At 65.5% G+C, this 22588-nt stretch carries 20 protein-coding genes; 4 read left to right on the top strand and 16 right to left on the bottom strand.

What is annotated here, in order from left to right; translation table 11 throughout:
- Nucleotides 1-3: 3 nt before the first annotated feature.
- Nucleotides 4-1422 carry an aminotransferase-like domain-containing protein gene (locus L0U81_RS12400; protein ID WP_233803040.1) on the bottom strand — a complete coding sequence of 473 codons (1419 nt, stop codon included), beginning with the start codon at nucleotides 1420-1422 and terminating at the stop codon, nucleotides 4-6.
- A 144-nt stretch (nucleotides 1423-1566) separates the two neighbouring features.
- Here L0U81_RS12400 and L0U81_RS12395 point away from each other — a divergent pair, with 144 nt between their 5' ends.
- Nucleotides 1567-1872, top strand: coding sequence for a DUF2917 domain-containing protein (locus tag L0U81_RS12395; RefSeq protein WP_233803038.1), 306 nt, complete (start codon nucleotides 1567-1569; stop codon nucleotides 1870-1872).
- A 35-nt stretch (nucleotides 1873-1907) separates the two neighbouring features.
- Here the strand turns inward: L0U81_RS12395 and L0U81_RS12390 are convergent, their stop codons facing one another.
- Nucleotides 1908-3149 carry a citrate/2-methylcitrate synthase gene (locus tag L0U81_RS12390; RefSeq protein ID WP_233803036.1) on the bottom strand — a complete coding sequence of 414 codons (1242 nt, stop codon included), beginning with the start codon at nucleotides 3147-3149 and terminating at the stop codon, nucleotides 1908-1910.
- A 126-nt stretch (nucleotides 3150-3275) separates the two neighbouring features.
- On the opposite strand from L0U81_RS12390, the gene L0U81_RS12385 reads away from it, so the two are divergent.
- The gene (locus tag L0U81_RS12385; RefSeq protein ID WP_233803034.1) at nucleotides 3276-4679 is read left to right on the top strand and encodes a CoA transferase; all 1404 of its coding nucleotides are present in this window, start codon (nucleotides 3276-3278) and stop codon (nucleotides 4677-4679) included.
- 11 nt (nucleotides 4680-4690) lie between these two features.
- On the opposite strand, the gene L0U81_RS12380 is transcribed toward L0U81_RS12385, so the two are convergent.
- Entirely contained in the window at nucleotides 4691-5437 is a 747-nt protein-coding gene (locus L0U81_RS12380) for a GntR family transcriptional regulator (RefSeq protein WP_233803032.1), read from the bottom strand.
- Between the two features lie 195 nt (nucleotides 5438-5632).
- Here L0U81_RS12380 and L0U81_RS12375 point away from each other — a divergent pair, with 195 nt between their 5' ends.
- Complete coding sequence (locus L0U81_RS12375) at nucleotides 5633-6478, top strand: aldo/keto reductase (RefSeq protein WP_233803030.1); 846 nt, start codon at nucleotides 5633-5635, stop codon at nucleotides 6476-6478.
- A 93-nt stretch (nucleotides 6479-6571) separates the two neighbouring features.
- Here the strand turns inward: L0U81_RS12375 and L0U81_RS12370 are convergent, their stop codons facing one another.
- From L0U81_RS12370 to L0U81_RS12315, 12 genes are all read right to left on the bottom strand, one after another.
- Nucleotides 6572-7033, bottom strand: coding sequence for a Rap1a/Tai family immunity protein (locus L0U81_RS12370; protein WP_233803028.1), 462 nt, complete (start codon nucleotides 7031-7033; stop codon nucleotides 6572-6574).
- A 327-nt stretch (nucleotides 7034-7360) separates the two neighbouring features.
- On the bottom strand, nucleotides 7361-8140 hold the full coding sequence (locus tag L0U81_RS12365; protein ID WP_233803026.1) for a hypothetical protein: 780 nt from the start codon (nucleotides 8138-8140) through the stop codon (nucleotides 7361-7363).
- Nucleotides 8141-8484: 344 nt separating this feature from the next.
- On the bottom strand, nucleotides 8485-10668 hold the full coding sequence (locus L0U81_RS12360; RefSeq protein WP_233803024.1) for an ABC transporter ATP-binding protein: 2184 nt from the start codon (nucleotides 10666-10668) through the stop codon (nucleotides 8485-8487).
- Nucleotides 10665-11567, bottom strand: coding sequence for an ABC transporter permease (locus L0U81_RS12355; RefSeq protein ID WP_233803022.1), 903 nt, complete (start codon nucleotides 11565-11567; stop codon nucleotides 10665-10667). The genes L0U81_RS12360 and L0U81_RS12355 overlap by 4 nt, the downstream gene beginning before the upstream one ends.
- The gene (locus L0U81_RS12350; protein ID WP_233803020.1) at nucleotides 11564-12592 is read right to left on the bottom strand and encodes an ABC transporter permease; all 1029 of its coding nucleotides are present in this window, start codon (nucleotides 12590-12592) and stop codon (nucleotides 11564-11566) included. Before L0U81_RS12350 ends, L0U81_RS12355 begins: the two co-directional genes overlap by 4 nt.
- Before the next feature lie 40 nt (nucleotides 12593-12632).
- Nucleotides 12633-14309: an ABC transporter substrate-binding protein gene (locus L0U81_RS12345; protein WP_233803018.1), complete on the bottom strand. Its 1677-nt coding sequence runs from the start codon at nucleotides 14307-14309 to the stop codon at nucleotides 12633-12635.
- 289 nt (nucleotides 14310-14598) lie between these two features.
- Nucleotides 14599-15642, bottom strand: a complete 1044-nt coding sequence (locus tag L0U81_RS12340) for a HoxN/HupN/NixA family nickel/cobalt transporter (RefSeq protein WP_233803017.1) — start codon at nucleotides 15640-15642, stop codon at nucleotides 14599-14601.
- Nucleotides 15643-15668: 26 nt separating this feature from the next.
- Nucleotides 15669-16196: a cupin domain-containing protein gene (locus tag L0U81_RS12335; RefSeq protein ID WP_233803015.1), complete on the bottom strand. Its 528-nt coding sequence runs from the start codon at nucleotides 16194-16196 to the stop codon at nucleotides 15669-15671.
- A 203-nt stretch (nucleotides 16197-16399) separates the two neighbouring features.
- Nucleotides 16400-18508 carry an elongation factor G gene (gene fusA / locus L0U81_RS12330; protein ID WP_233803013.1) on the bottom strand — a complete coding sequence of 703 codons (2109 nt, stop codon included), beginning with the start codon at nucleotides 18506-18508 and terminating at the stop codon, nucleotides 16400-16402.
- A 273-nt stretch (nucleotides 18509-18781) separates the two neighbouring features.
- Entirely contained in the window at nucleotides 18782-19297 is a 516-nt protein-coding gene (locus L0U81_RS12325) for a DUF192 domain-containing protein (RefSeq protein WP_233803010.1), read from the bottom strand.
- 144 nt (nucleotides 19298-19441) lie between these two features.
- A complete protein-coding gene (locus tag L0U81_RS12320; protein WP_233803008.1) occupies nucleotides 19442-19630 on the bottom strand; it encodes a hypothetical protein in 189 nt (62 codons plus the stop codon).
- Nucleotides 19631-20125: 495 nt separating this feature from the next.
- Nucleotides 20126-20695, bottom strand: coding sequence for a pseudouridine synthase (locus L0U81_RS12315; RefSeq protein WP_233803006.1), 570 nt, complete (start codon nucleotides 20693-20695; stop codon nucleotides 20126-20128).
- Nucleotides 20696-20958: 263 nt separating this feature from the next.
- On the opposite strand from L0U81_RS12315, the gene icd reads away from it, so the two are divergent.
- Nucleotides 20959-22215, top strand: coding sequence for an NADP-dependent isocitrate dehydrogenase (icd, locus tag L0U81_RS12310; RefSeq protein WP_233803004.1), 1257 nt, complete (start codon nucleotides 20959-20961; stop codon nucleotides 22213-22215).
- Nucleotides 22216-22380: 165 nt separating this feature from the next.
- Here icd and L0U81_RS12305 read toward each other — a convergent pair whose 3' ends face one another.
- Nucleotides 22381-22587, bottom strand: a complete 207-nt coding sequence (locus L0U81_RS12305) for a cold-shock protein (protein ID WP_007180614.1) — start codon at nucleotides 22585-22587, stop codon at nucleotides 22381-22383.
- Between the last annotated feature and the right edge of the window lies 1 nt (nucleotide 22588).

The raw sequence follows: 22588 nt of genomic DNA, 5'->3' as shown, positions 1-22588 counted from the left end.
TGTTCACGCATCGGGCGGCAACTGCGCCGCCGCATGAAAAAACGCCTGCGCCCGCGGCTCGTTGCCGAAGGCCACATGAATCCTGATCCACGGGCTCGCCTCCCGGTTCGGCCTGAAGTGTTGTCCGGGCAGCACGGTCACACCGAGCGGCACACCGCATTCAACCAGCGGCTCGGCGTCAGCGACATGGGGCACGCGCGCCCACACGAATTTGCCGCCCGCTGGCTCTGCGAAGATCTCCCAGCCGGCATGTTCGAGCGTCTGGACGGTCGAGCCGAGCGCGCCGCGCATCTGGCGGCGCAGCCGTTCCAGATATTTGCGATATGCGCCGCGCTCCAGCATCGACACTGCCACCGCTTCGGCAAAGCGTGAGCAGCCGATGCTCGTCAGCATCTTGATGTCGACCAGATCCTTGATGATCGCGTGATTCGCTACCACGTAGCCGATCCGTAGCGAGGACGACAGTGTCTTCGACAATCCGCCGATGTAGATCACCTGTTCGAGCTGGTCGAGGGTGGCGAGGCGGTCGGTGATCTCGGTCTGAAAATCCGCGTAGATATCGTCTTCGATAATCTGGAAGCCGTGCTCACGCGCCAGTTGCAGCAGACGGAACGCGACCTGCGGCGCGACCGTGGTGCCGGTCGGATTGTGAAACACGGTGTTGATGAGCAGCAGTCTGGGCCGGTGCAGCTTCAGTTGCGCCTGCATCACCTCGAGATCGGGACCATTGCCGGTACGTGGAATGCCGATCAGCTTCATGCCGTGCAGTCGCAGCAGGCCGTACAGGTTGTAGTAACCGGGATCCTCGACAAAGATCGTGTCGCCGGGCTTGAGCATGTAGCGCACCAGCAGATCGAACGCCTGGCTCGCGCCGTTGGTGATGAGAATTTGCGACGCCTCTGCGTCTATGCCCAACTGGCCGATACGGGTTCGCAGCTGCTCGCGCAAGACAGGATTGCCGCTCGGCGTCGCGTACTCGACCATGCTCGCCGGATCGGTTCGCGTCACCTGACGGATCGCCTGCGCGATGCCATCGATGTCGCGCCAGCTTTCCGGAATAAAGCCGGTGCTGAGCTTCAGCGTCTCGCCGGGATAGTTGAATTGCTCGAGCAAATGGTCCGACTCGACATCGGCGCGGCGCGGGTCCGAGGTGCCCTGGCAGGATACTTCCGGCGGCTGACGATCGGCGACGTAGAAGCCGGAGCCGTGGCGCGAGTCGACATAGCCGAGCGATACCAGCCGGTCGTACGCCTCGATCACCGGAAAGCGGCTTACTCCGAAGTCGGCCGCGAACTGGCGGATCGACGGCAGCTTCGAGCCGGGATGCGCACTGCGCGACCGGATCCACGCGGAGACGCCCGCGACGATCTGCTCGGTCAGCGGCACACCGTTGTCCCGATCGAGCTGGATTTCGAGTTTCATACGCTTGCCTTCTTTCGCAGTCACGCCAAGTGTTCGGTTTTTCAACTGAACAGTTCCGATGAAAGTGTTTGGAACTGTGCATGGGTCTTCGATGATCGCACGTCAATAATCGGTACAACAGAAAGCCCTTCAAGGAGAACGGCGATGCGAGAAGTGCGAGTTTTCGAGCTGGAACATGGCGAGCCCGTCACGGCCTGGCGGGTCGCACGTCCGTCGATTTTCAAGGTGATCAGCGGCAACGTCTGGCTGACCGTCGAAGGCGAGCATCAGGATCACTGGCTGGCGGCAGGGGAGTCGATCGAGTTGGCGCGTGGATCGGTGGCATGGATCAGCGCTGGGGAGGCGGGGGCGCGTTTTGCGCTCGCGGGCGCATCGGAGCGCAAGTTGCCGAAGCTGCTATTGGGCTGGCCGATGCCGGGTTGGCTGGCGCGCTGGCCAGGCGCGGTCTGAAGCAGGGCGAGCGGCGAACAACCCCCAAGCAGCCCCTAAGCCGCACCTCCCGCCTCATACTCCCCGATATACCGCGCTCGCGGCCGGATCAACCGGCCGTCGCGCGTCTGCTCCATCGCGTGTGCGATCCAGCCGACCACCCGCCCGAGCGCGAACAGCGTGAATCCGGCCCCGGCCGGCAAGCCGAGCACGCGCTCGATCGCCGCGAGCGCGAAATCCAACGTGGGCTCCGCGCCCGTCGTGTCGCGCACCGCTCGCGCGAGCCTCAGCACCTCGTTGAGCGGTGAGCGGGTCGGCGCGCAGTCGGCGAGCATCGTCAGCAACAGCCGCGCGCGCGGATCACCGTCCGGATAAAGCGGATGACCGAAGCCCGATAGCACCGGTCCCTGCGTGCCGTGCTCGTGGCGCGCGAGACGGTTGGCCAGATAGCGGTCCAGCTCGGGCGCGCGCGACGCCTCGTCGAGCAGCGCCGCGATGCGCACGATTTCGCCGCCGTGACGCGGCCCGGATAGCGCCGCGAGCCCGCCCGCGACCGCGCCGAACAGGTGCGTGCCCGTCGACGTGATGCAGCGGACCGTGAAGGTCGACGCGTTCAGCTCGTGATCCGCGCATGCGACCAGTGCCGCGCGCAACAGCCCGCTTTGCGGCCGGCTGCGTACCCGCCAGGCTGTCGCGATCTGCCGATGCAGAGGTTCGTTCGACGCCGCCGCCGGCAGCATCGCGGCGGCTAGCAGCCGCATCACGGCGCAGGCGGTGTCGAGCTGAGCATCGCGGCCGAGCGCCCACACGCGCGGCATCTGCGCGGCGGCGGCCGGCAGCAGGACGAGCGCGCGATCGAGCGGCGTGCTGTCGCTCCACAGCTTGAGCCACGCGGCCCACTGCGCGGGAGCGAGCGGCACGGCGGGCGCATCGGCGATGCGCCGCGCGCTGCATTCCCACAGCAGCGCCGCGACGTCTTCGAGCGACGCACTGCGTGCGAGCTCGATGGCATCGTGCCCGCGATACAGCAGGCGACCATCGGCGACCAGCGTGATCGACGATTCGAGCACCGGCACACCCCAGTCGAGCACCTTCTGCGCGACCTTGCCCGCGCGCTTGCCGTCCGCTTTGCGACGCGCGAGGCGGCGCACTTCGGCGGCATCGTAGAGCCGATGCCTGCCTTGCGCATCCGGCGACGAGCCGAGCATGCCGCGGCTCACGTACGCATACAACGTCGGCAAGCTGACGCCGAGCGTCGCGGCCGCTTCGGCGGCGGTCAGGTAAATTGCGGCTGGCATGAAAACTCGTGGAAACCGAAGAAATCAATATATATTGATTATCATAATCAAGATTGATTGCGGCAAGTCGGAAATTTAGACTCGAAGCACCTGCTTCCTGCGCGCGCGACCCACGCGCCCGATGCCATGACGCCCGAACTCGCCCTCAAGCATATCTGGACCCTCGCCGGCTGCGATCCGGTCGCGCTGCACACCGTGTCGCTCGCCGGCGCGGACCCCGGCTTGCCGTCGGTCTATCGCGTCGGCAGCCTCGCATCGGCGACGATCGCCGCGACGGGTCTCGCCGCCGCCGAATACTGGCGCTTGCGCAGCGGCCGCAGGCAGCAGGTGTCGGTGCAGATGCGTCACGCGCTGGCGGCGTTTCGCAGCGAACGCTATCTGCGGATCGACGACGGGCCTCCGCCCCTGCTGCGTGATCCGGTCACCGGCTTCTATGAAACGGGCGACGGCCGCTGGATCCAACTGCATACGAATTTCGCGCATCACCTGCGGGGCGTGCTCGAGGTGCTTGGCTGCGATAACGGGCGCGAGCCGGTGGCGGCCGCGATTCGCGGCTGGGAGGGCGCGACGCTCGATCGCACGCTCGCGGATGCGGGCCTGTGCGCCGCGTTGATTCGCACGCCGGACGAGTGGGCCGCGCTCGAGCAGGCCAAAGCAATCGCGAGCTTGCCGCTGTTCGAGATCGAACGCATCGGCGATGCGCCGGCCGAGCCGCCGCAACACGCCGACGTCGACGCCGGCATCGACCGCCCGCTCTCGGGCGTGCGGGTGCTGGATCTGTCGCGGATCATCGCGGGACCGGTGGCCGGGCGTGCGCTCGCGCATCATGGCGCCGACGTGCTGGTCATCAACGGGCCGCATCTGCCGAACATCGCGCCGCTCGTGATCGACAACGGCCGCGGCAAGCGTTCGGCGCTCGTCGATCTGCGCGACGCGGCCGGCTGCGACACGTTGCGCGGACTCGTGCGTGATGCCGACGTGTTCCTGCAGGCCTATCGTCCGGGCGCGCTTGCGGCGCGCGGCTTCGGGCCGGACGAACTCGCGCGGCTGCGGCCCGGCATCGTCTATGTGTCGGTGTGCGCGTACGGATATACCGGGCCATGGGCGCAGCGACGCGGCTTCGATAGTCTGGTGCAGTCGGCGAGCGGCATCGCGTGGACCGAGCGCGCGGCGGCGGGTTCGGCTGAGCCGCGGCATCTGCCGTGTCAGGCGCTCGATCACGCAACCGGTTATCTGGCCGCATTCGGTGCGATGGTCGCGCTCGCGCGGCAGGCTCGCGAGGGCGGCAGCTGGCATGTAAAGGTGTCGCTCGCCCAGACCGGGCGGTGGCTGCAGTCGTTCGGACTGCTGGCCGATGGGCAGCAGGCGCCCGAGCTGTCGCTCGACGATGTGCGCGATTGCGTCGCGAGCGTGCAATCCGAATTCGGGCGCGTGCTCGGCGTTCAGCCGGCGGAGGAACTGGCGGAGACGCCCGCGTTTTATGCGCTGCCGCCGGCGCGCGTCGGTGCGCACGAAGCCCGGTGGGCGTGATGTGCCGGGGCCTACTTCCTTAGTTCCGCGACGAAATCGTAGTAATCGTTACGGCAATACGTGTCGGTCAGCTCGATCGCCCGCTGATCCGCCGTATAACCCACGCGTGTGATCAACAGCAACGCCTCGTTTGGCGCGATGCTCATCTGCTGCGCGATCTCGTCACTCGCGTTCACCGCGCGAAAGTGCTGCAACGCGCGCACGATCGTCAGTCCGCGATTCTCCAGATACGTGTAGAGCGAATCACCGATCGCCTGCGGATCGGGGATCACCGCGGCCGGAAACGTCGAGTTCTCGACCGCCATCACGATGCCATCGGCAAGCCGCAGCCGCCGCAGCCGCGTGACCGCGGCAGCCGGCGACAGACCCAGCTGGATCACCTCGTCGCGATTGGCCGGCGAGATTTCGCGCGACAGCCATATCGAACTCGGCGTGAAGCCGCGGCGCCGCAGCATTTCGCTGAAGCTCGACAGACGTGACAACGGATCTTCGTAGCGCGGCGTGATGAAGCTACCCGCGCCCTGAGTGCGGCGGATCAAACCCTGCTCGACGAGCAGCGCAATCGCCTTGCGCGACGTGATGCGCGACACGCCGAGCGCCTCGGACAGCACACGCTCCGAAGGCAGCGCCTCGCCGGCGTTCCAGCGGTTTTCGTGGATCGCGCTGCCGAGCTTGCGGGCGAGTTGCAGATAGAGCGGTGTGTCGTTTTCCGGGTCCGGGCGCAGGTCGCGCCAGCGGTCTTCCGAGGCAGAGGTCATAGGGCTCACGCAAGATGGGCAAGCGGCAATTTTAAAACATCGGCGCGTCCCGTTATAGCGGGCTTTTGCCAGGCGCGCCGCCGCGAGGCCGGGGAGCCGCTAAACTCGTCGCTAAGTTTCAGGTCGCATGCGTTGCACGATGAGGCGGCGTGCAATCGCATCGCCTTGGGGCCGAGCCACTTTTGAGGAGTCAGCATGACGAGCGAAATCGCAAGCGTGAGCCTGCCTGGCGGCGAGCGCATTCCGGCCCTAGGGCAGGGCACGTGGGAGATGGGCGAGCAGCGGGCACGGCGCGCGGCGGAAATCGATGCGCTGCGCTGCGGCGTCGAACTTGGCATGACGCTGATCGACACCGCCGAAATGTACGGCGACGGCGCGACCGAGTCGCTGCTCGGCGAGGCGCTCGCCGGCTTGCGCGACAAGGTGTTTCTGGTCAGCAAGGTCTATCCGCACAACGCGAGCCGGCGTGGCGTGATCGCCGCGTGCGAAGAGAGCCTGAAGCGACTGAAAACGGACCGGCTCGATCTGTATCTGCTGCACTGGCGGGGCTCGGTGCCGCTCGCGGACACCGTCGACGGCTTCGAGGCGCTGCGGCGGGCGGGCAAGATCCGTCACTGGGGCGTGAGCAACTTCGATACCGACGACATGGAAGAACTCGTCGCGACACCGGGCGGCGACGCGTGCGCGACCAATCAGATCCTGTACAACGTCGCGCGGCGCGGGCCGGAGTTCGATCTGCTGCCGTGGCTCGCCGGGCGCGGCATGCCGGCGATGGCGTATAGCCCAGTCGATCACGCACGCCTGCCGAAACGCTCGCCGCTCGACGACATTGCCGACGCGCGCGGCATCTCGGTGTTTCAGGTGGCGCTCGCGTGGGTGCTGGGCAAGCCCAATGTGTGCGCGATTCCGAAGGCGGCGCGCGTCGAGCATGTGCAGGGCAACCATCGCGCGTCGCAACTGGTGCTCGAAGCCGGCGAACTCGCCGCGCTCGACGCGTATTTCAAGCCGCCGCGCGGCAAGCGTGCATTGGAGATGTTGTAAGCCCCGGCGCGGCCACCGCCCGTTGCAAAGCGGCGGCGCGCGAGGCTGGGAGCACTGCGGGCGTAAGTGACGCCGCTCGCGCTGACGATGCGCTCAGGTGCAGGCGTGATGCTGATGCACGGAGCCGAGCACGGCGACTTCGGCGGGCGTGTGCTGCAGCGCGTCGTCGGGGACCTGGGCGGCGTCGGCGAGGAAGTCGTCGACGATCGACGACACCGGCACATCGCGCAGGCACAGCGACACGCGTTGCATTTCGTTGGGAGGGAGTGTGGCGCGTTGGTCGAGGAACAGCACGCCGTACTGATAGCCGTGGATGATGCCGCGGATCGCGCCGACGCATTGCCCTTGCGCGACGTTGTCCTGGCGCTGTTTGCAGCTCTGTACGAGAGAGTAAGCGGAGAACGTCGGGTCGACTGGCGGCGCCGCTTGCGACAAGGTTTGCGCCATCGGCTGCGCGGGCGTTTGCGCATTGGCGAGCGATGCGAGGCCCAGGGCGGCAGCCGTCAGCACGGCGGCTGCCATGCGGGTCGCGGCGGGGGGAACGTTTCGATGCATGTTGTGGGCCCTCATATCGAACGATGAATCTGATATGAGGCGGTCGTCTCGGATTGGTTCCATAACACTCGCCTGCAATGGGGGTTGTGTTCCCGCCGCTCGCGACGCGGTTCGCGCGACGGCGCGCAGCGCGTTGCGCGCGCTCTGAGCGCCATTGCGTCAGCGCTCGGCGAAGGCAGGCGGGCCGCTCCGACCGGCCTCGGGCGGTGACGCCCGACCGGGGGATCGGGACGTCACCGCCGTTGCCAGCGGATAGCGGACAGTATGCCGGGACATGTCGCCGGCGGGTAGGGCGCGGGGGCTCCCTACCTGGGGATCGGGCGACGCCTAGTGCCCGTTCCCGCCACCGTTGCCGCTGCCGCCACCCTTGCCTCCGTGGCCGCCGCCGAAGCCTCCGCCAAAGCCTCCGCCGAACCCGCCACCGAAGCCACCACCGAAGCCACCACCGAAGCCACCGCCATTCGCACCACCGAAACCACCGCCGGGGCCGCCGCTGGAGCCTCCGCAACCGCAGCCGCCGCTCCCGCTGCCGCCGCTGCCTCCGCCTCCGCTGCTGCTTCCACCGCTGCTACCGCCACCCCCATTGCTTCCGCTGCCGCCGCTACCGCCGCCACCACCGCCGCTACTTCCTCCCCCGCTATTTCCCCTACCTCCCGTGCCCGCATTACCACTACCATTCCCGCTCCCTGAACCCGCCGCCCCGGCGCCACTGTTGCCGCTTGCGCCCGCACCGCTATTGCCCGAACCCGCCGTGCCTCCGTTGCCATTGCCATTGCCATTGCCATTGCCACTGCCGCCGCCGAGCCGGGCGCAGTCCGGACTACCTGGCCCGCCGCAGGCGGCCGGCGCGAACACCGCGGCGGCATCGTCGGCGGCCGTCGGATTGCCGGCCTCGGTGCCGGTCGCCGCGCCGTCGTTCTGCGCGAGCAGCGTCGGCGCGGATTCGCGGGGTTGCGCTCGCGACGCGCCCGCGAGCACCATCCAGCTCGGGATCACGTCCGTCGATGCTGCGCACGCGACCTCGCCCGCCAGCGCCGCTACCCCCGCGAGTACCACCGTGCAGCACATCGATGCACAGTAGTACTGATTGAAGTTTCTGGTCTTCATCGCGCTTCTCCCGAGCGAAGGACGGTACCTTGCTGCCGCGCTGATCGCGCGATCTTGCGCCATCGCGTGAGGGCGCTCGTCGTGCGGATGTGCGCGGCGTTGCGCGCCCGGTTTGGCTTCGAATCTCTGGTCGCTATTTAGCGATATCCATGCCACGCGTCGCGAATCCTTGAAGCGACGCGGGCGGTATCGGGAGATGCGATGCGCGCACCGGAAAAATGCCGGAAAACGTTTCGGCGATGAAACGCGCGGCCGGAAAAGCGTGTTTCCGCGCAGGATTCGCTAAGGGATGCGGCGTGAGGCGCGATGCATGTCGTGCGAAGCCGATCGGCTTCGGTTCAACGCTAACCGGCGCTGCTCGACGTATCGTCCGAGCCGCCGCCGTTCGTCGGGTTGGTCGCGTTGTCGTCGCGCGGATCGCTTTGCAGCGCGCGCAATGTGGCGACCGGAATGTGGCAGCGAATCCGATGTGCGGAAGTCTGGTCCGCAGCGCCGCCCGCTTCGAGAAACGGCGGGTCCTGCTGCTCGCAGATCGCGCCGAGCTTGCGCGGACAACGCGTATGAAATACGCAGCCTGATGGCATCGCGCCCGGTCCCGGCAGCTCGCCCGCGAGACGGATGCGCGTGCGCCGATGCGGCTCGCCGGACACGCCGTCGCCCGGCAGCGTCGGCACGGCGGACAGCAGCGCTTCGGTATAGGGATGTTGCGGCCCATCGAACACGGCCGCCGCCGGACCGATTTCGAGCAGCCGGCCGAGGTAAAGCACCGCGATGCGGTCCGACACATAGCGCACCACATGCAGGTCATGCGAGATGAACACGTAGCTGACGCCGCGCTCGCGCTGCAGATCGGCGAGCAGGTTCAGGATCGCGGCCTGCACCGACACGTCGAGCGATGAAGTCGGCTCGTCGCACACGACGACGCGCGGCTCGCCGGCGAACGCCCGGGCAATCGCGACGCGCTGTTTGAGCCCGCCCGATAGCTGGCGCGAGCGCGCGTCGAGATAACGCTCGGGCAGCCGCACGGCGTCCGTCAGCGTGACGAGCCGTTCGTCGATTGCGGGCCCGCGAAGGGCGGTGAAGCGGGCGAGCGCACGGCCGATCAGCCGCTTGACCGAGTGCGCGCGATTGAGCGCCGAGTCGGGATTCTGGAACACGATCTGCAGCGACTTCAGCTGCTCGTCGCTGCGTCGCGTGACGCGCGCGGCGAGCGGCGCGCCGTCGAGCTCGAGCGTGCTGCCGGCATCGGGCGCGAGCAGGCCGAGCATCAGCCGCGCGAGCGTCGTCTTGCCGCTGCCCGATTCGCCGACGAGGCCGAGCGTCTCGCCGCGCGCGAGTTCGAGCGATACGTCGTCGACCGCGCGCAGCGGCGCGCCGGATACGTGAAATGTTTTCGACAGGTTGCGCGCGCGCAGAATCGGCGACGAGGACGCGCGCGGCGGCGCGCCGGGTGACGGCGAAAGCGCCGCGCTCGATGCCGCACGCGGCAGCTCGATCGCGCGCTCGTGATAATGGCAGCGCGCCATCTGATCGCCATGCGCGGCGCCGAGCCGGTAGGGCGGCGGCGCGTCGCGGCGGCAGCGCTCGTCGGCGAGACGGCAGCGCTCTGCGTAGGTGCAGCCCTGCGTGACCGAGCCCGGTAGCGGCAGGCCGCCCGCGATCGTATCGAGCCGCTCGCTGTCCCTGCTTCGTCCGGCCGTCGGCAGGCAGCGCAGCAGCCCGACCGTGTACGGATGACGCGGCCGGGCGAACACGTCCTGCGTCGCGCCTTCCTCGACCAGCTTGCCCGCGTACAGCACGCCGACGCGTTCGCACATGCGTCCGATCACCGCGAGGTTGTGGCTGATGAACAGCACCGCGGTGCCGAGCTCCTCGCGCAACTGCGCGACGAGATCGAGCACTTCCGCTTCGACGGTCGCATCGAGGCCGGTGGTCGGCTCGTCCAGAATCAGCAGCACGGGGTTCGACGCGAGCGCCATCGCGATGACGACGCGTTGCTGCATGCCGCCCGATAATTGATGCGGATAGCTGTCCATCACGCGCTCAGGCGCCGCGATGCGCACGCGTTCGAGCATTTCGAGCGTGCGCTGCAGTGCCTCGTCACGCGCGACGCCGGCCGCCTCGAATGCTTCGGAGACCTGACGGGCTATCGTCAGCGATGGATTGAGCGCGCGCCCCGGGTCCTGATAGACCATCGACACGGTGGTCGCACGCATGCTGCGCAGCGCATCGGCGCCGAGCTTGTGCACGTCTTCGCCGGCGATCACGATCTTGCCCGCCTTCACCTTGCCATTGCGCGGCAGATAGCGCAGCGTCGCCATCGCGACGGTCGACTTGCCGCAGCCCGATTCGCCGACGAGCCCGTACGCCTCGCCACGCCGTATCCGAAACGACACGTCCTGAAGTACTTCGCGATCGCGTCCGCGGATCCGGTAGGTGACCGTCAGGCCGACCACCGTCAGCGCATCGGTGCGATCGCTCTTGGACACGTCGAACGCGGCGAACGAGGAGGGCGGCGGGCCGTTCATCGGTCGAGCACTCCCTGTGCGCCGTCGGCGACCAGATTGACGCCGACCACCAGCGACGCGATCGCGCCGGCCGCGAACACGACGGTCCACCACGCGCCGCCCGCCATCAACGTGTACGACTCGGACAGCGCGAGCCCCCAGTCAGCCGACGGCGGCTGGATGCCGAAGCCGAGAAACGACAGCGTCGCGACCGCGAAGATCGCATAGCCGAGCCGCACGGTCGCCTCGACGACGATCGGCGGCAGCACGTTCGGCAGGATCTCCGCGAACATGATGTACGGCGCGCGTTCGCCGCGCAGCTGCGCGGCGGCTACGTAGTCGAGATGCCGCTCGGCGAACACGGCGGCACGCACGGTGCGCGCGGTGATCGGTGTGAACGTGATGCCGATCACGAGAATCACCGTGAAGTTCGACGCGCCGACCGCGGCGAGCGCGAGCAGCGCGACGATCACAAGCGGCAGCGCGAGCACCGCGTCGATCACGCGACCGATCACGTCGTCGACCCACCCGTCGAAGTAGCCCACCAGCAGGCCAAGCGCGGTGCCCGCCGCAGTGCCGAGCAGCGTCGCGAGCGGCGCGATCGTCAGGATGTCGCGCGCGCCGACGATCACGCGCGAGAACACGTCGCGGCCGAGTTGATCGGTGCCGAACCAGTGTGTGCGATCGGGCGGCGTCAGCGAATTGAGCGGATCGGATGCGTACGGGTCGAGATGCACGAACCACGGCCCTGCGATCGCGCAGACGATCCACCACGCGACGATCAGCACGCCCGCGATGAAGGTCGGTGAGCGCAGCAGCAGGAGTAGGTGCGGGAAGCGCGGCTCGGCCACGCGCGGCGCGGAGCCTCGCGCAGGTTCGCCTGGTGGCGTGGGTGAGGCGGGCGGCACGGTCGTATTCATTCGTCAGTCCTCACCCGCAGCCGTGGATTGAGCAGCACGTGCAGCGCATCGGCGACCAGATTCGCAAGCGTATAGACGACGCCGATCGTCAGCACGCCCGCTTCGAGCATCGGAAAGTCTTTCGCCTTGGCGGCGTTGTAGATCAGTGAGCCGATGCCCTGGTAGTGGAACAGCGTCTCGACCACGACGAGTCCGCCGATCATGTAGCCGAGTTGGGTGGCGGCGACGGTGATCGTCGGCAGCAGCGCGTTGCGCAGCACGTGCCGCCAGATCACGACGTGAGGCGGCAGGCCCTTGAGGATCGCGGTGCGCGTGTAGTCGGCGTCGAGCGCCTCGACCGTGCCCGCGCGCGCCATCCGTGCGATGTAGCCGAAAAACACCAGGACGAGCGGCAGCACTGGTAGCACCAGATGCCGCAGCTGTTCGGGCACGCTCGCGTCGGGCGGATACGAGGCCTCGATCGGCAGCCAGCGCAGCCACACGCCGAACACCAGAATCAGCACGATCGACGACACGAACTCGGGCACCACGGTCGCCGATAAACCGGCAATGCTGATCGTGCGATCGAGCCAGCGCCCCGCATGCATCGCCGACCACACACCGCCCGCGATGCCGAGCGGCACGACGACGATGAACGCGAGCAAGCCGAGTTTGGCCGAATGCACGAGCGCATCGGTGATGAACGGCCCGACCGGTTCGCGGTACGCGTACGACATCCCCATGTTGCCGCGCACGAAATGCGTGATCCAGTCGAGGTACTGCGTGAGCAGCGGCCGGTCGGCGCCGAGCTGATGATCGAGCGCGGCGACCGCGCGCGCATCGGCGAGCGGCCCGAGCACCGCGCGGCCGATATCGCCGGGCAGTAGCTGGCCGCCCGCGAACACGATCAGCGACAGCAGCCACAGCGTGATCAGCGAAAGACCCACGCGCGTCGCCAGAAAACGCGCGACGCGGCCCGCGTTGCCGTTGGCCGCGCGTGGTAGACGCGATCCATTCGATGCGGGAGAGGGCACCGGAACCGACATCGTGAGTTCTCCTGCGGAAGTGAGGCGGAAAGCGCGATGCTTACGCGCTCAACGTCGCGCGATCGAAATACAGTTGCGCGAGCGCGGTGAAGCGCACGCCGTTCACCCCCTTGCGCATCGCGATCAGCTGATCGTAGAAGAACGGGATGATGAGCGGCGTTTCGTCGAGCAGGAGTGTCTGGATCTGCCCGGAGATTTTCTTCTGCGTGGCGAGATCGATCGCCGCGACGAACTGAGCGACCAGCTGATCGTATTGCGGATTCTTGAAGTGCGCGGCGTTCCACGTGCCGTTGCTCGTCAGCGGCGCGTTGAGGAACACGTTCGGCACACCGCGATGGCCGTAGTCGGTGATGCCGAGCGGCGAATCGAGCCAGTCGGATTTGCCCGGTGTGCCCGCGCCGTAGTAGAGCGATTGGCTCTCGACCTTCAGGTTGATGCGCACGCCGATCGCCTTCACGGCGTTCTGCACGACGACCGCGAGGTCGGGAATCTCCATGTACTTTTCGGTGGTCAGCGTGACGTCGAAACCGTTCGGCATGCCGGCCTGCGCGAGGAGCTGCTTCGCCTTCGCGATGTCGATCCTGCGTTGCGGCACGCCCGCGTCCGACGACTGAAACACCGGCGCGAACGGGCTGTCGTTACCGAGTTGCGCGCGGCCCTTGAAGAGGCCGCGCACGAGCACGTCGCGATCGAGCGACAACGCGAGCGCCCGGCGCACGCGCTTGTCCTTGAAGATCGGACTGTCGTTGTGCATGTGAATCTGCCGATGCGCGCTCGACTTCACGCCGACCGCCTTGAAGTCCGGATTGTTCAGGATGGCCGCGCCGCCCTGCACGGTGAAGGTGCCCATCACGTCGGCCTGATGGCCTTGCAACGCGAGCAGTTGGGCCTGCTCGTCGGCGTAGAACGAAAACTGTACGCGTTGCGGTAACGCTTTGTCGCCCCAGTAGTCGGGATTGCGCACGAACGACGCGCCGACCTTCGGTTGATACTTTTCGAATTTGAACGGACCGGTGCCGATGAAACTCTTTTCGTAATTGCCCGTGTAGTTCGCAGGCAGTATCACCGCGTTGAAATTATCCGAGGAAACGTAGTACGGAAAATTGCCGATAGGCGCGTCGAGATGAAACTCCACCGTGCGTTCGTCGACGACCTTCGCGCCGCCTTTCGACAGCACGCCCTTTAACACCGATAGCGCGGCCGAGCCGCTCGCGGGATCGGCAAGACGGTCGAAGGTGGCGACCACGTCTTTCGCGCCGAAGCTCTGGCCGTCGTGGAATTTCACGTTCTGGCGCAGCTTGAAGGTCCACAGGTCGCCCTTGTCATTCGGCGTCCATGACAGCGCAAGCGCCGGCCTCAGCATCAGCTTCTCGCTGTCGTCGTCGATCAGGAATTCGCCGGTCTGGTTCAGCAGCGCGAGACTCGCGGCGTCGGTCACCGTCAGTGGATCGACGGCGCCCGCCGGCGTCAGATGCGCGACGCGGATCGTCTGGTTCGACGCGGCCGGAGCACCCTGCGCCCGCGCTCGCGGCGCGCCGAGCAGGCCGCCACCCGCGAGCGACAGACCGATCACGCTCGCATGTCGCAGCAGTTCGCGGCGCGTGATGCGGCCGGCGAGAAACTCGTCGAGGGCGTGATTGCCGTAGGAGTCGGCGGTGACGCGAGCTGCGTTCAGTGCTTCATGAGTGGCGAGCAATCGGTCCGCTGGCGTTTTCATCGATGGCGTATCCAGTCCGTTCTGTGGTCGGTTCGGAAGCGTCGCGCGGGCCGCGCGACAGCGCGAGGAAAAGCGGTCTCAGTGTAAGCGATTGCTCGCGGCTCTGGCGCGCCGGCGGCGCGGCGCGCTAGCCGATCGGCCGATAAACGACGCGCGGTGTGTCGTCGTCACAACGGTTGCCCAATACGTGCTCGCGAGAGGTGGCCGTCATTGCGGACGGTTCGGGGGTATCGCGCCGGAATCCTTACCGATCGTGTCGCCGGGCTTGAGTGAGTTTTACCGCGGCGACTTATCTTGTCGGCCCGCGTGTCACCGCGCTTGCCGCCGCGTCCGGCCGTCTCCAGCGATGAAACAGCACCGAGCCGATCCAGCATGCCATGAACGCCGCGACGATCCCGTAGCCGAGCGCGCCGAAATGATCGTTGATGCCGGTGAGCGCATCCCAGACCCCGCCGCTCCAGCCGAGGCGATCCGACAGCAGCCCCAGTGCCTCGACGCCGCCAATCACGATCGCGACGAGCGCGGACACGAACGTGATGCTTGCGTTGTAGTACAGCTTTCGCTTCGGGTCGTCCATCGCCCAGCCGTACGCGTGGACCATCAACACGTTGTCGGTCGAATCGACGAGCGTCATGCCTGCCGTGAAGAGCGCCGGGAACACGAGGATCGAATAGAGCGGCAGGCCGGTGCTCGCCTGCGACGCGGCGATCGCGAGCAGGCCGATCTCGGTCGCGGTGTCGAAGCCGAGCCCGAACAGCACGCCGACCGGGTACATGTGCCAGCTTTTCGTGACCAGCCGGAACAACGGCCGCAACGCGCGCGACAGCAGCCCGACGGGGGCGAGCGAAGCGGCTGACGCTGTGCTCGCCGCGCCGTCATGTTGCGCATGCCGGTAGCGTCGCCACACGTCGCGCAGGATCACGAGATTGACCGCCGCGAGCACCAGCAGGAACGTCGCCGAGACCAGCGTGCCGAGCATGCCGCCGACTTCCTTGATGCTCTCGAAGCGCCCATGCAACGAATGCGTGGTCCATGCGATGCCGAGCGTCGCCGCGATCACGATCGTCGAATGGCCGAGCGAAAACGCGAGCCCGATGCCGACCGGTCGCTTGCCGGTTTGCATCAGCTTGCGCGTGACGGCGTCGATCGCCGCGATGTGGTCGGCGTCGACCGCATGACGCAGACCGAAGCCATACGCGAGCAGCGCGGTGCCGAGCAGCAGCGGATAGTGGCGAAACGCGATCAGCGCCCACAGCCATGCGCCGAGGTTGGCGGCGATCAGCATCGCGTAGAGCGCGACGAGGCGAGGGCGCAGCGAGGCGGTAGGCGTCATGTGGCGCGAGCGGATCAATGGGCAGGTTAATGATCGTGCGGATGCTTGTGGATCGGATCGACCCAGTAGACCGTTTCCGGCTGCTCGACCGCGTCGATGTTCAGATTGACGACGACCGTTTCGTTGTCGCTGCGCACGAGCACGCATTCGAGCGGCTCGTCGGTGCTCGCGTTGATCTCCTGATGCGGCACATAGGGCGGCACGAAGATGAAGTCGCCGGGACCGGCCTCGGCGGTAAATTCCAGATGCTCGCCCCAGCGCATGCGCGCCTGGCCGCGTACTACATAGATCACGCTTTCGAGCGCGCCATGATGATGCGCGCCGGTCTTCGCATTCGGATGGATCGTCACGGTGCCGGCCCAGATCTTCTGCGCGCCGACGCGCGCCGCGTTGATCGCGGTCGCGCGGTTCATGCCCGGCGTCTGCGCGGTGTTGGTGTCGAGCTGATCGCCGCGGATGACCTTCACGCCGTGCTCACGCCAGTCGACCTGTGCGCCGGGCCCCGCGGCCTCGTGCTCGGCCCGGTAATGCGGATGTTCGTGATCCTGGCTCATCGTGTCTCCTCCTCGGCTTGCGTGCCGCGTTCGAGTCGTACGCTTCGGTCTTACGATTGAGGGTCGTGCCATATGGATGATCGACATTCTGGCACGTTCAAAAAACGGCTGCGTGCCATGAGGACGCAAACGGCGCCGCGAAAAAAAGCCCGCTCACGGGGAGCGGGCTTCGGCTTGTCGCACTCAATGCCGCCGCGTCAGCGTCATTGCTTCTTGGCGTTGATCACAGCCTCGGCGACGTTGCTCGGCGTTTCAGCGTAGTGCTTGAACTCCATCGTGTAGGTCGCGCGGCCCTGGGTGGCCGAGCGCAGCGACGTCGAGTACCCGAACATCTCGGCGAGCGGGACTTCCGCGCGCACCAGCTTGCCGCCGCCGCCCGCGATGTCTTCCATGCCCTGCACCATGCCGCGCCGGCTCGACAGGTCGCCCATCACGTTGCCCATGAAGTCCTCGGGCGTTTCCACCTCGACGGCCATCATCGGTTCGAGCAGCACCGGTTTCGCCTTGCGCATCGCATCCTTGAATGCCATCGAGCCGGCCATGCGGAACGCGTTTTCGTTCGAGTCGACGTCGTGGTACGAACCGAAGGTCAGCGTGACCTTCACGTCGACGACCGGGTAGCCCGCCAGCACACCGGCCTTCAGCGTTTCCTGGATGCCCTTGTCGACGGCCGGGATGAATTCGCGTGGAATCACGCCGCCCTTGATCGCGTCGACGAACTCGTAGCCCTTGCCCTGTGCACTCGGCTCGAGTGAGATCACCGCGTGACCGTACTGGCCGCGGCCGCCCGACTGCTTGACGAACTTGCCTTCGACGTCCTCGACCTTGTTGCGCACGGTTTCGCGATAGGCGACCTGCGGCTTGCCGACGGTCGCTTCCACGCCGAACTCGCGCTTCATCCGGTCGACCAGAATTTCGAGGTGCAGCTCGCCCATGCCGGAGATGATCGTCTGTCCGGATTCCTCATCGGTCTGCACGCGGAACGATGGGTCTTCCTGCGCGAGACGGTTCAGCGCGATGCCCATCTTTTCCTGGTCAGCCTTGGTCTTCGGCTCGACGGCCTGCGAAATCACCGGGTCCGGGAAGATCATCTTTTCGAGGATGATCACATGGTTAGGATCGCAGAGCGTGTCGCCGGTGGTCGCTTCCTTCAGGCCGACGGCCGCAGCGATGTCGCCCGCGTAGACCTCCTTGATTTCCTTGCGCTCGTTCGCGTGCATCTGCAGGATGCGGCCGAGGCGCTCCTTCTTTTCCTTGACCGCGTTGTAGACCGTGTCGCCCGAATTGACGACGCCCGAATACACGCGGAAGAAGATCAGCTGGCCGACGAACGGGTCGGTCATGATCTTGAAGGCGAGCGCCGAGAACGGATCGTCGTCGTTAGGATGTCGCTCGATCTCCTTGTCGTGCTCGTCGTGACCGGTGATCGCGGGCACGTCTACGGGCGACGGCAGATAGTCGATCACCGCGTCGAGCATCGCCTGCACGCCCTTGTTCTTGAACGCGCTGCCGCACAGCATCGGCACGATCTCGTTGGCGATCGTGCGCGCGCGGATGCCGAGTTTGATTTCTTCTTCGGTGAGGTAGTGCTCGCCGCCCAGATACTTTTCGAGCAGTTCCTCGTTCGCCTCGGCCGCGGCCTCGACCATCTTGTCGTGCCATTCCTGCGCGGTGGCCGCGAGTTCAGCCGGAATGTCGCGGTACTCGAACTTGATGCCCTGGCTGTCGTCGTCCCAGTAGATCGCCTTCATTTTCACGAGGTCGACGACGCCCTGAAAGTGATCTTCCGCGCCGATCGGAATCTGGATCGGCACGGCGACGCCCTTCAGGCGATCGCCGATCTGCCGCTGCACGCGGAAAAAGTCCGCGCCGACGCGGTCCATCTTGTTGACGAACGCGATGCGCGGCACCTTGTACTTGTTCGCCTGGCGCCACACGGTCTCCGATTGCGGCTGCACGCCGCCGACCGAGTCGTACACCATGCACGCGCCGTCGAGCACGCGCATCGAGCGCTCGACTTCGATCGTGAAGTCGACGTGCCCGGGGGTGTCGATGATGTTGATCCGATGCTCGGGATAGTTGCCGGCCATGCCTTTCCAGAACGCCGTGGTGGCCGCCGACGTGATCGTGATGCCGCGCTCCTGCTCCTGTTCCATCCAGTCCATCGTCGCCGCACCGTCGTGAACCTCGCCGATCTTGTGGGTCACGCCGGTGTAGAACAGGATACGTTCGGTGGTGGTGGTTTTGCCGGCATCGATGTGAGCGCTGATGCCGATATTCCGGTAGCGCTCGATGGGAGTCTTGCGGGGCACGTTAATCTCCTTGTAATGGCGCGCCTGAAACGCATGCCGGGCGACCGCGTGAGCCGCCCGGGGAGTCTGGGTGCTGCTTTGTCGAGAATACAAGAATAGCGCGTCGATGGGTCTTTTGCATGAATCCTGCCAGCCGGCGCGAAGGCTGGCCGCGCGGGGCTGCGCGGGCGAAAAAAAGCCGGCGCCTCGGGCTGAGGCGCCGGCTTTTTGCGATACAGCGCGGCGGGGCGGGCGGACCGCTCAGGTGGCCGCGCAGCCCGGCGGCGGGGGACTTTACTGCGTGATACCCGGCACCGGCGGCAAGCCCTGAATCTGCATCCCCGGCTTGATGCCCTTCGACGAGAACCAGCCCTTGGGCATTTCCAGCGCGAACACGCCGTTGTGCGTCGGGCAGTGGTTGTTGGTGGTCTCGGCCTGCATCTCGTCGATGTCGGTGATCGTGCCGTCGGCGCGCATGAACGCGATCGACAGCGGGATCAGCGTGTTCTTCATCCAGAAGCAGTGGCCGGCGTTCTCGTTGAACACGAACAGCATGCCTTCGTTCGGCGCGAGCTTCGTGCGATACATCAAGCCCTGCTCGCGGTCCGCGTCGTTGGCGGCGACGGCCGCGTCGATCACGAACATGCCCGCGGTCAGTCTGACGCGCGGAAAATCGCCCGGCTGCTTGGCGCCCGGCGGCATCTGCTGCGCCTGGGCGGGGGCGGTCGTGGCGGCGAACGAGAGCGCCGCGAGCGGCAGTGCAACGGCAACGGCGAGGCGCGCCATCAACGAGCGCATGGAAAATCGCACGGCAAGACTCCTTGCTGAAATGAACTCGCGCATGTTACGCGAGCGCGTCAAAAACAAAAAGGCAGATCGCCTTGCGGTGATCTGCCTTACAACGCCGTAAGAACGGCAATGAAGCTAGTTCTTGACTGCGTTCTTACAAGCAACTTACTCCGAAGCTGCCGAAGCTGCAGCAGCAGCTGCTGCCTTCTTGTGCGACTTCTTGTGAGCAGCGTGCTTGGTGGTCTTCTTTGCTGCTGCTGCCGGAGCTGCCGAAGCTGCTTCCGGTGCCGAAGCTTGTGCGAATGCTGCCGTTGCGAAGAGGCCAGCGACCAGAGCGGCGATCAGTTTGTTCATTTTGTGAATCCTCAGCTTGAGTTAATTAACCAAATGACCCGGCTTGTGTAGAGTCATGTCGGTAAACGCGCCATCCACCTTTCGGTTGACAGCCGCATCGAACAAAATTTTCGACGCGTCTGCTAGCGTTCGGACTTTCGTACTCGCCGCGCAAAACGGCGTATGCAAAGGTCTTTAAGGCTGAATGCCGGATAGCTTCGGCGGCATCTGCGTCGAATAACGCGTGGAGTTGTACGGCGGTTGACGCGAATTGCGCGGAAATTTTTCGCGCCATGAACTGCGACGAAACCGCATCGCAGAGGCTCGCGCGAGCCAATATGTTTCACGCCTTTCGGGTCCATGTTTCACGCATTATTTTGCTTGACGCTACAACGAGTTAGCGTTGATTGTCACAACCGTGAAACGTGCGTGGAGTGATCACGTGAAGCCTTAGTCGCGCGTACATGAGGTGGGCAAGCGATGCTGTGACCAAGACAAACGATCGTCAAATAGTGTTCACTCGATGCCATCCCATGGCGCGTTCGCTCGCAACTCGATGCACTCTCCGGGTTGCAGTCCGAGTGAAAAAATGTCAAGCGCCCCGATGCCGACGCGCACGAGGCGCAGCGTCGGAAAACCGACCGCGGCCGTCATGCGACGCACCTGACGGTTCTTGCCTTCGGTGATCGACAGCTCGATCCACGTCGTCGGGATCGCTGCGCGATAGCGGATCGGCGGTGTGCGCGCCCACAGCGAGCTGTCCGGTTCGACGTAGCTCGCCTGGCATGGGCGCGTCACGTAGTCGCCGAGATCGACGCCGCGCGCGAGCTTTTTCAACGCGGCGTCGTCGACCGCGCCCTCGACTTGCGCCCAGTAGCGTTTGACGAGCTTGTGACGCGGCTCGGCGATGCGCGCCTGCAAGGCGCCGTCATCAGTGAGCAGCAGCAGTCCTTCGCTATCGGAGTCGAGCCGGCCGGCCGGATAGACGCCGGGCACCTTGACCCAGTCGGCAAGTGACGCTCGCGTCTCGTGCGGCGAAAATTGACAGATGGTGCCGAACGGCTTGTTGAGGGCGAGAAGGCGCATAGGGGAGCGATACGGCAGGGCGAGAGACGGCGCGATCATAATGCATAAATCGGGATGCCAATTCCCGTATCTTATAGAGGACTGCGGCACGCCGGAGCCGCCGGCCGTGTTGGAAAACCCGGAGCCGGGGGCGGCCGAGTCGCGCGCGAGGGGTGGGCTAGAATAGCGGCCAGGCCGCTCGCGGACGTTCGGCATTGCGCGGCGAGGGCGTCGTTTGCGCAGTCTCTCATCAGCTTTTGCACAGCTTTCACTGGAGTCCGATCATGCCGTATCAGCACATCAAGGTTCCGACCGGTGGCGAGAAGATCACCGTCAACGCTGACTTCTCGCTCAACGTTTCCGACGAGCCGATCATCCCGTATATCGAAGGCGACGGCACCGGTCTGGACATCACGCCGGTCATGCTCAAGGTCGTGGATGCGGCGGTTGCAAAGGCGTACGGCGGCAAGAAGAAAATCCACTGGATGGAAATCTACGCGGGCGAGAAGGCGACCAGGGTGTACGGCCCCGACGTGTGGCTGCCGGACGAAACGCTGCAGGCGGTCAAGGAATACATCGTGTCGATCAAGGGGCCGCTCACCACGCCGGTCGGCGGCGGCATCCGCTCGTTGAACGTCGCGTTGCGCCAGGAGCTGGACCTCTATGTGTGTCTGCGCCCGGTGCGGTATTTCAAGGGCGTGCCCTCGCCGGTGCGCGAGCCCGAGAAGATCGACATGGTGATCTTCCGTGAGAACTCGGAAGACATCTACGCGGGCATCGAATGGCCGGCCGAATCCGAGCAGGCGAAGAAGGTCATCAGGTTCCTGCGCGAAGAAATGGGCGTAAAGAAGATCCGCTTTCCGGATTCGTCGGGCATCGGCATCAAGCCGGTGTCGCGCGAAGGTACCGAGCGTCTCGTGCGCAAGGCGATCCAGTATGCGATCGATAACGAACGCCGCTCGGTTACGCTGGTGCACAAGGGCAACATCATGAAGTACACCGAAGGCGCGTTCCGCGACTACGGTTACGCGCTCGCGCAGAAGGAGTTCGACGCGCAGTTGATCGACGGCGGTCCGTGGATGAAAGTCAGGAATCCGAAGACTGGCGGCGACGTCGTCGTGAAGGACGTGATCGCCGACGCGTTCCTGCAACAGATCCTGCTGCGCCCGGCCGAATACGATGTGATCGCCACGCTGAACCTGAACGGCGACTACATTTCGGACGCGCTCGCCGCGCAGGTGGGCGGCATCGGCATCGCGCCGGGCGCGAATCTGTCGGATTCGGTCGCGATGTTCGAGGCGACACACGGCACGGCGCCGAAATATGCGGGCAAGGACTACGTGAATCCGGGCTCGGAAATCCTCTCGGCGGAAATGATGTTGCGCCATCTGGGCTGGTTCGAAGCGGCGGATCTGATTATCAGTTCGATGGAAAAGTCGATCCTGCAAAAGCGCGTCACTTATGATTTTGCCCGCCTAATGGAAGGCGCAACCCAGGTGTCATGCTCAGCGTTTGGGCAAGTGATGATCGAAAATATGTAATCGATTGCGCCGGGATTATTCGTTTTGCATAAATACCCCGGCGCCAGCAGGCGGCCGGGGTATTTATTTACCCTGAGTTTTCGCGCGGCTTTCCGGCCGGAAAGCCTCCGCAAAAAAGAAACCCGGCGCGAAGCCGGGTTTCAAAAAGGGCAGGTAACGAACGCCTCAGGCTGGTGCCTGAATGTTCGATGCCTGTTTGCCTTTGGGGCCTTGCACAACCTCGAAGGTGACCTTCTGGCCTTCCTTCAGCGTCTTGAAGCCATTCATCTGGATGGCCGAGAAGTGTGCAAACAGATCCTCGCCACCCTCGTCAGGCGTGATGAATCCGAAACCCTTCGCGTCGTTAAACCATTTGACCGTACCAGTTGCCATT

Origin of the sequence: Paraburkholderia sp. HP33-1 (assembly GCF_021390595.1) — a bacterium.
Classification (GTDB): Bacteria; Pseudomonadota; Gammaproteobacteria; order Burkholderiales; family Burkholderiaceae; genus Paraburkholderia.
This window is presented reverse-complemented; position numbering and strand designations above follow the sequence as displayed.

Bases quoted from the DNA above. Each gene is read 5' to 3' on its own strand.
- L0U81_RS12400 (WP_233803040.1), bottom strand. From the start codon at position 1,422: ATGAAACTCGAAATCCAGCTCGATCGGGACAACGGTGTGCCGCTGACC.
- L0U81_RS12395 (WP_233803038.1), top strand. From the start codon at position 1,567: ATGCGAGAAGTGCGAGTTTTCGAGCTGGAACATGGCGAGCCCGTCACG.
- L0U81_RS12390 (WP_233803036.1), bottom strand. From the start codon at position 3,149: ATGCCAGCCGCAATTTACCTGACCGCCGCCGAAGCGGCCGCGACGCTC.
- L0U81_RS12385 (WP_233803034.1), top strand. From the start codon at position 3,276: ATGACGCCCGAACTCGCCCTCAAGCATATCTGGACCCTCGCCGGCTGC.
- L0U81_RS12380 (WP_233803032.1), bottom strand. From the start codon at position 5,437: ATGACCTCTGCCTCGGAAGACCGCTGGCGCGACCTGCGCCCGGACCCG.
- L0U81_RS12375 (WP_233803030.1), top strand. From the start codon at position 5,633: ATGACGAGCGAAATCGCAAGCGTGAGCCTGCCTGGCGGCGAGCGCATT.
- L0U81_RS12370 (WP_233803028.1), bottom strand. From the start codon at position 7,033: ATGCATCGAAACGTTCCCCCCGCCGCGACCCGCATGGCAGCCGCCGTG.
- L0U81_RS12365 (WP_233803026.1), bottom strand. From the start codon at position 8,140: ATGAAGACCAGAAACTTCAATCAGTACTACTGTGCATCGATGTGCTGC.
- L0U81_RS12360 (WP_233803024.1), bottom strand. From the start codon at position 10,668: ATGAACGGCCCGCCGCCCTCCTCGTTCGCCGCGTTCGACGTGTCCAAG.
- L0U81_RS12355 (WP_233803022.1), bottom strand. From the start codon at position 11,567: ATGAATACGACCGTGCCGCCCGCCTCACCCACGCCACCAGGCGAACCT.
- L0U81_RS12350 (WP_233803020.1), bottom strand. From the start codon at position 12,592: ATGTCGGTTCCGGTGCCCTCTCCCGCATCGAATGGATCGCGTCTACCA.
- L0U81_RS12345 (WP_233803018.1), bottom strand. From the start codon at position 14,309: ATGAAAACGCCAGCGGACCGATTGCTCGCCACTCATGAAGCACTGAAC.
- L0U81_RS12340 (WP_233803017.1), bottom strand. From the start codon at position 15,642: ATGACGCCTACCGCCTCGCTGCGCCCTCGCCTCGTCGCGCTCTACGCG.
- L0U81_RS12335 (WP_233803015.1), bottom strand. From the start codon at position 16,196: ATGAGCCAGGATCACGAACATCCGCATTACCGGGCCGAGCACGAGGCC.
- L0U81_RS12320 (WP_233803008.1), bottom strand. From the start codon at position 19,630: ATGAACAAACTGATCGCCGCTCTGGTCGCTGGCCTCTTCGCAACGGCA.
- L0U81_RS12315 (WP_233803006.1), bottom strand. From the start codon at position 20,695: ATGCGCCTTCTCGCCCTCAACAAGCCGTTCGGCACCATCTGTCAATTT.
- icd (WP_233803004.1), top strand. From the start codon at position 20,959: ATGCCGTATCAGCACATCAAGGTTCCGACCGGTGGCGAGAAGATCACC.
- L0U81_RS12305 (WP_007180614.1), bottom strand. From the start codon at position 22,587: ATGGCAACTGGTACGGTCAAATGGTTTAACGACGCGAAGGGTTTCGGA.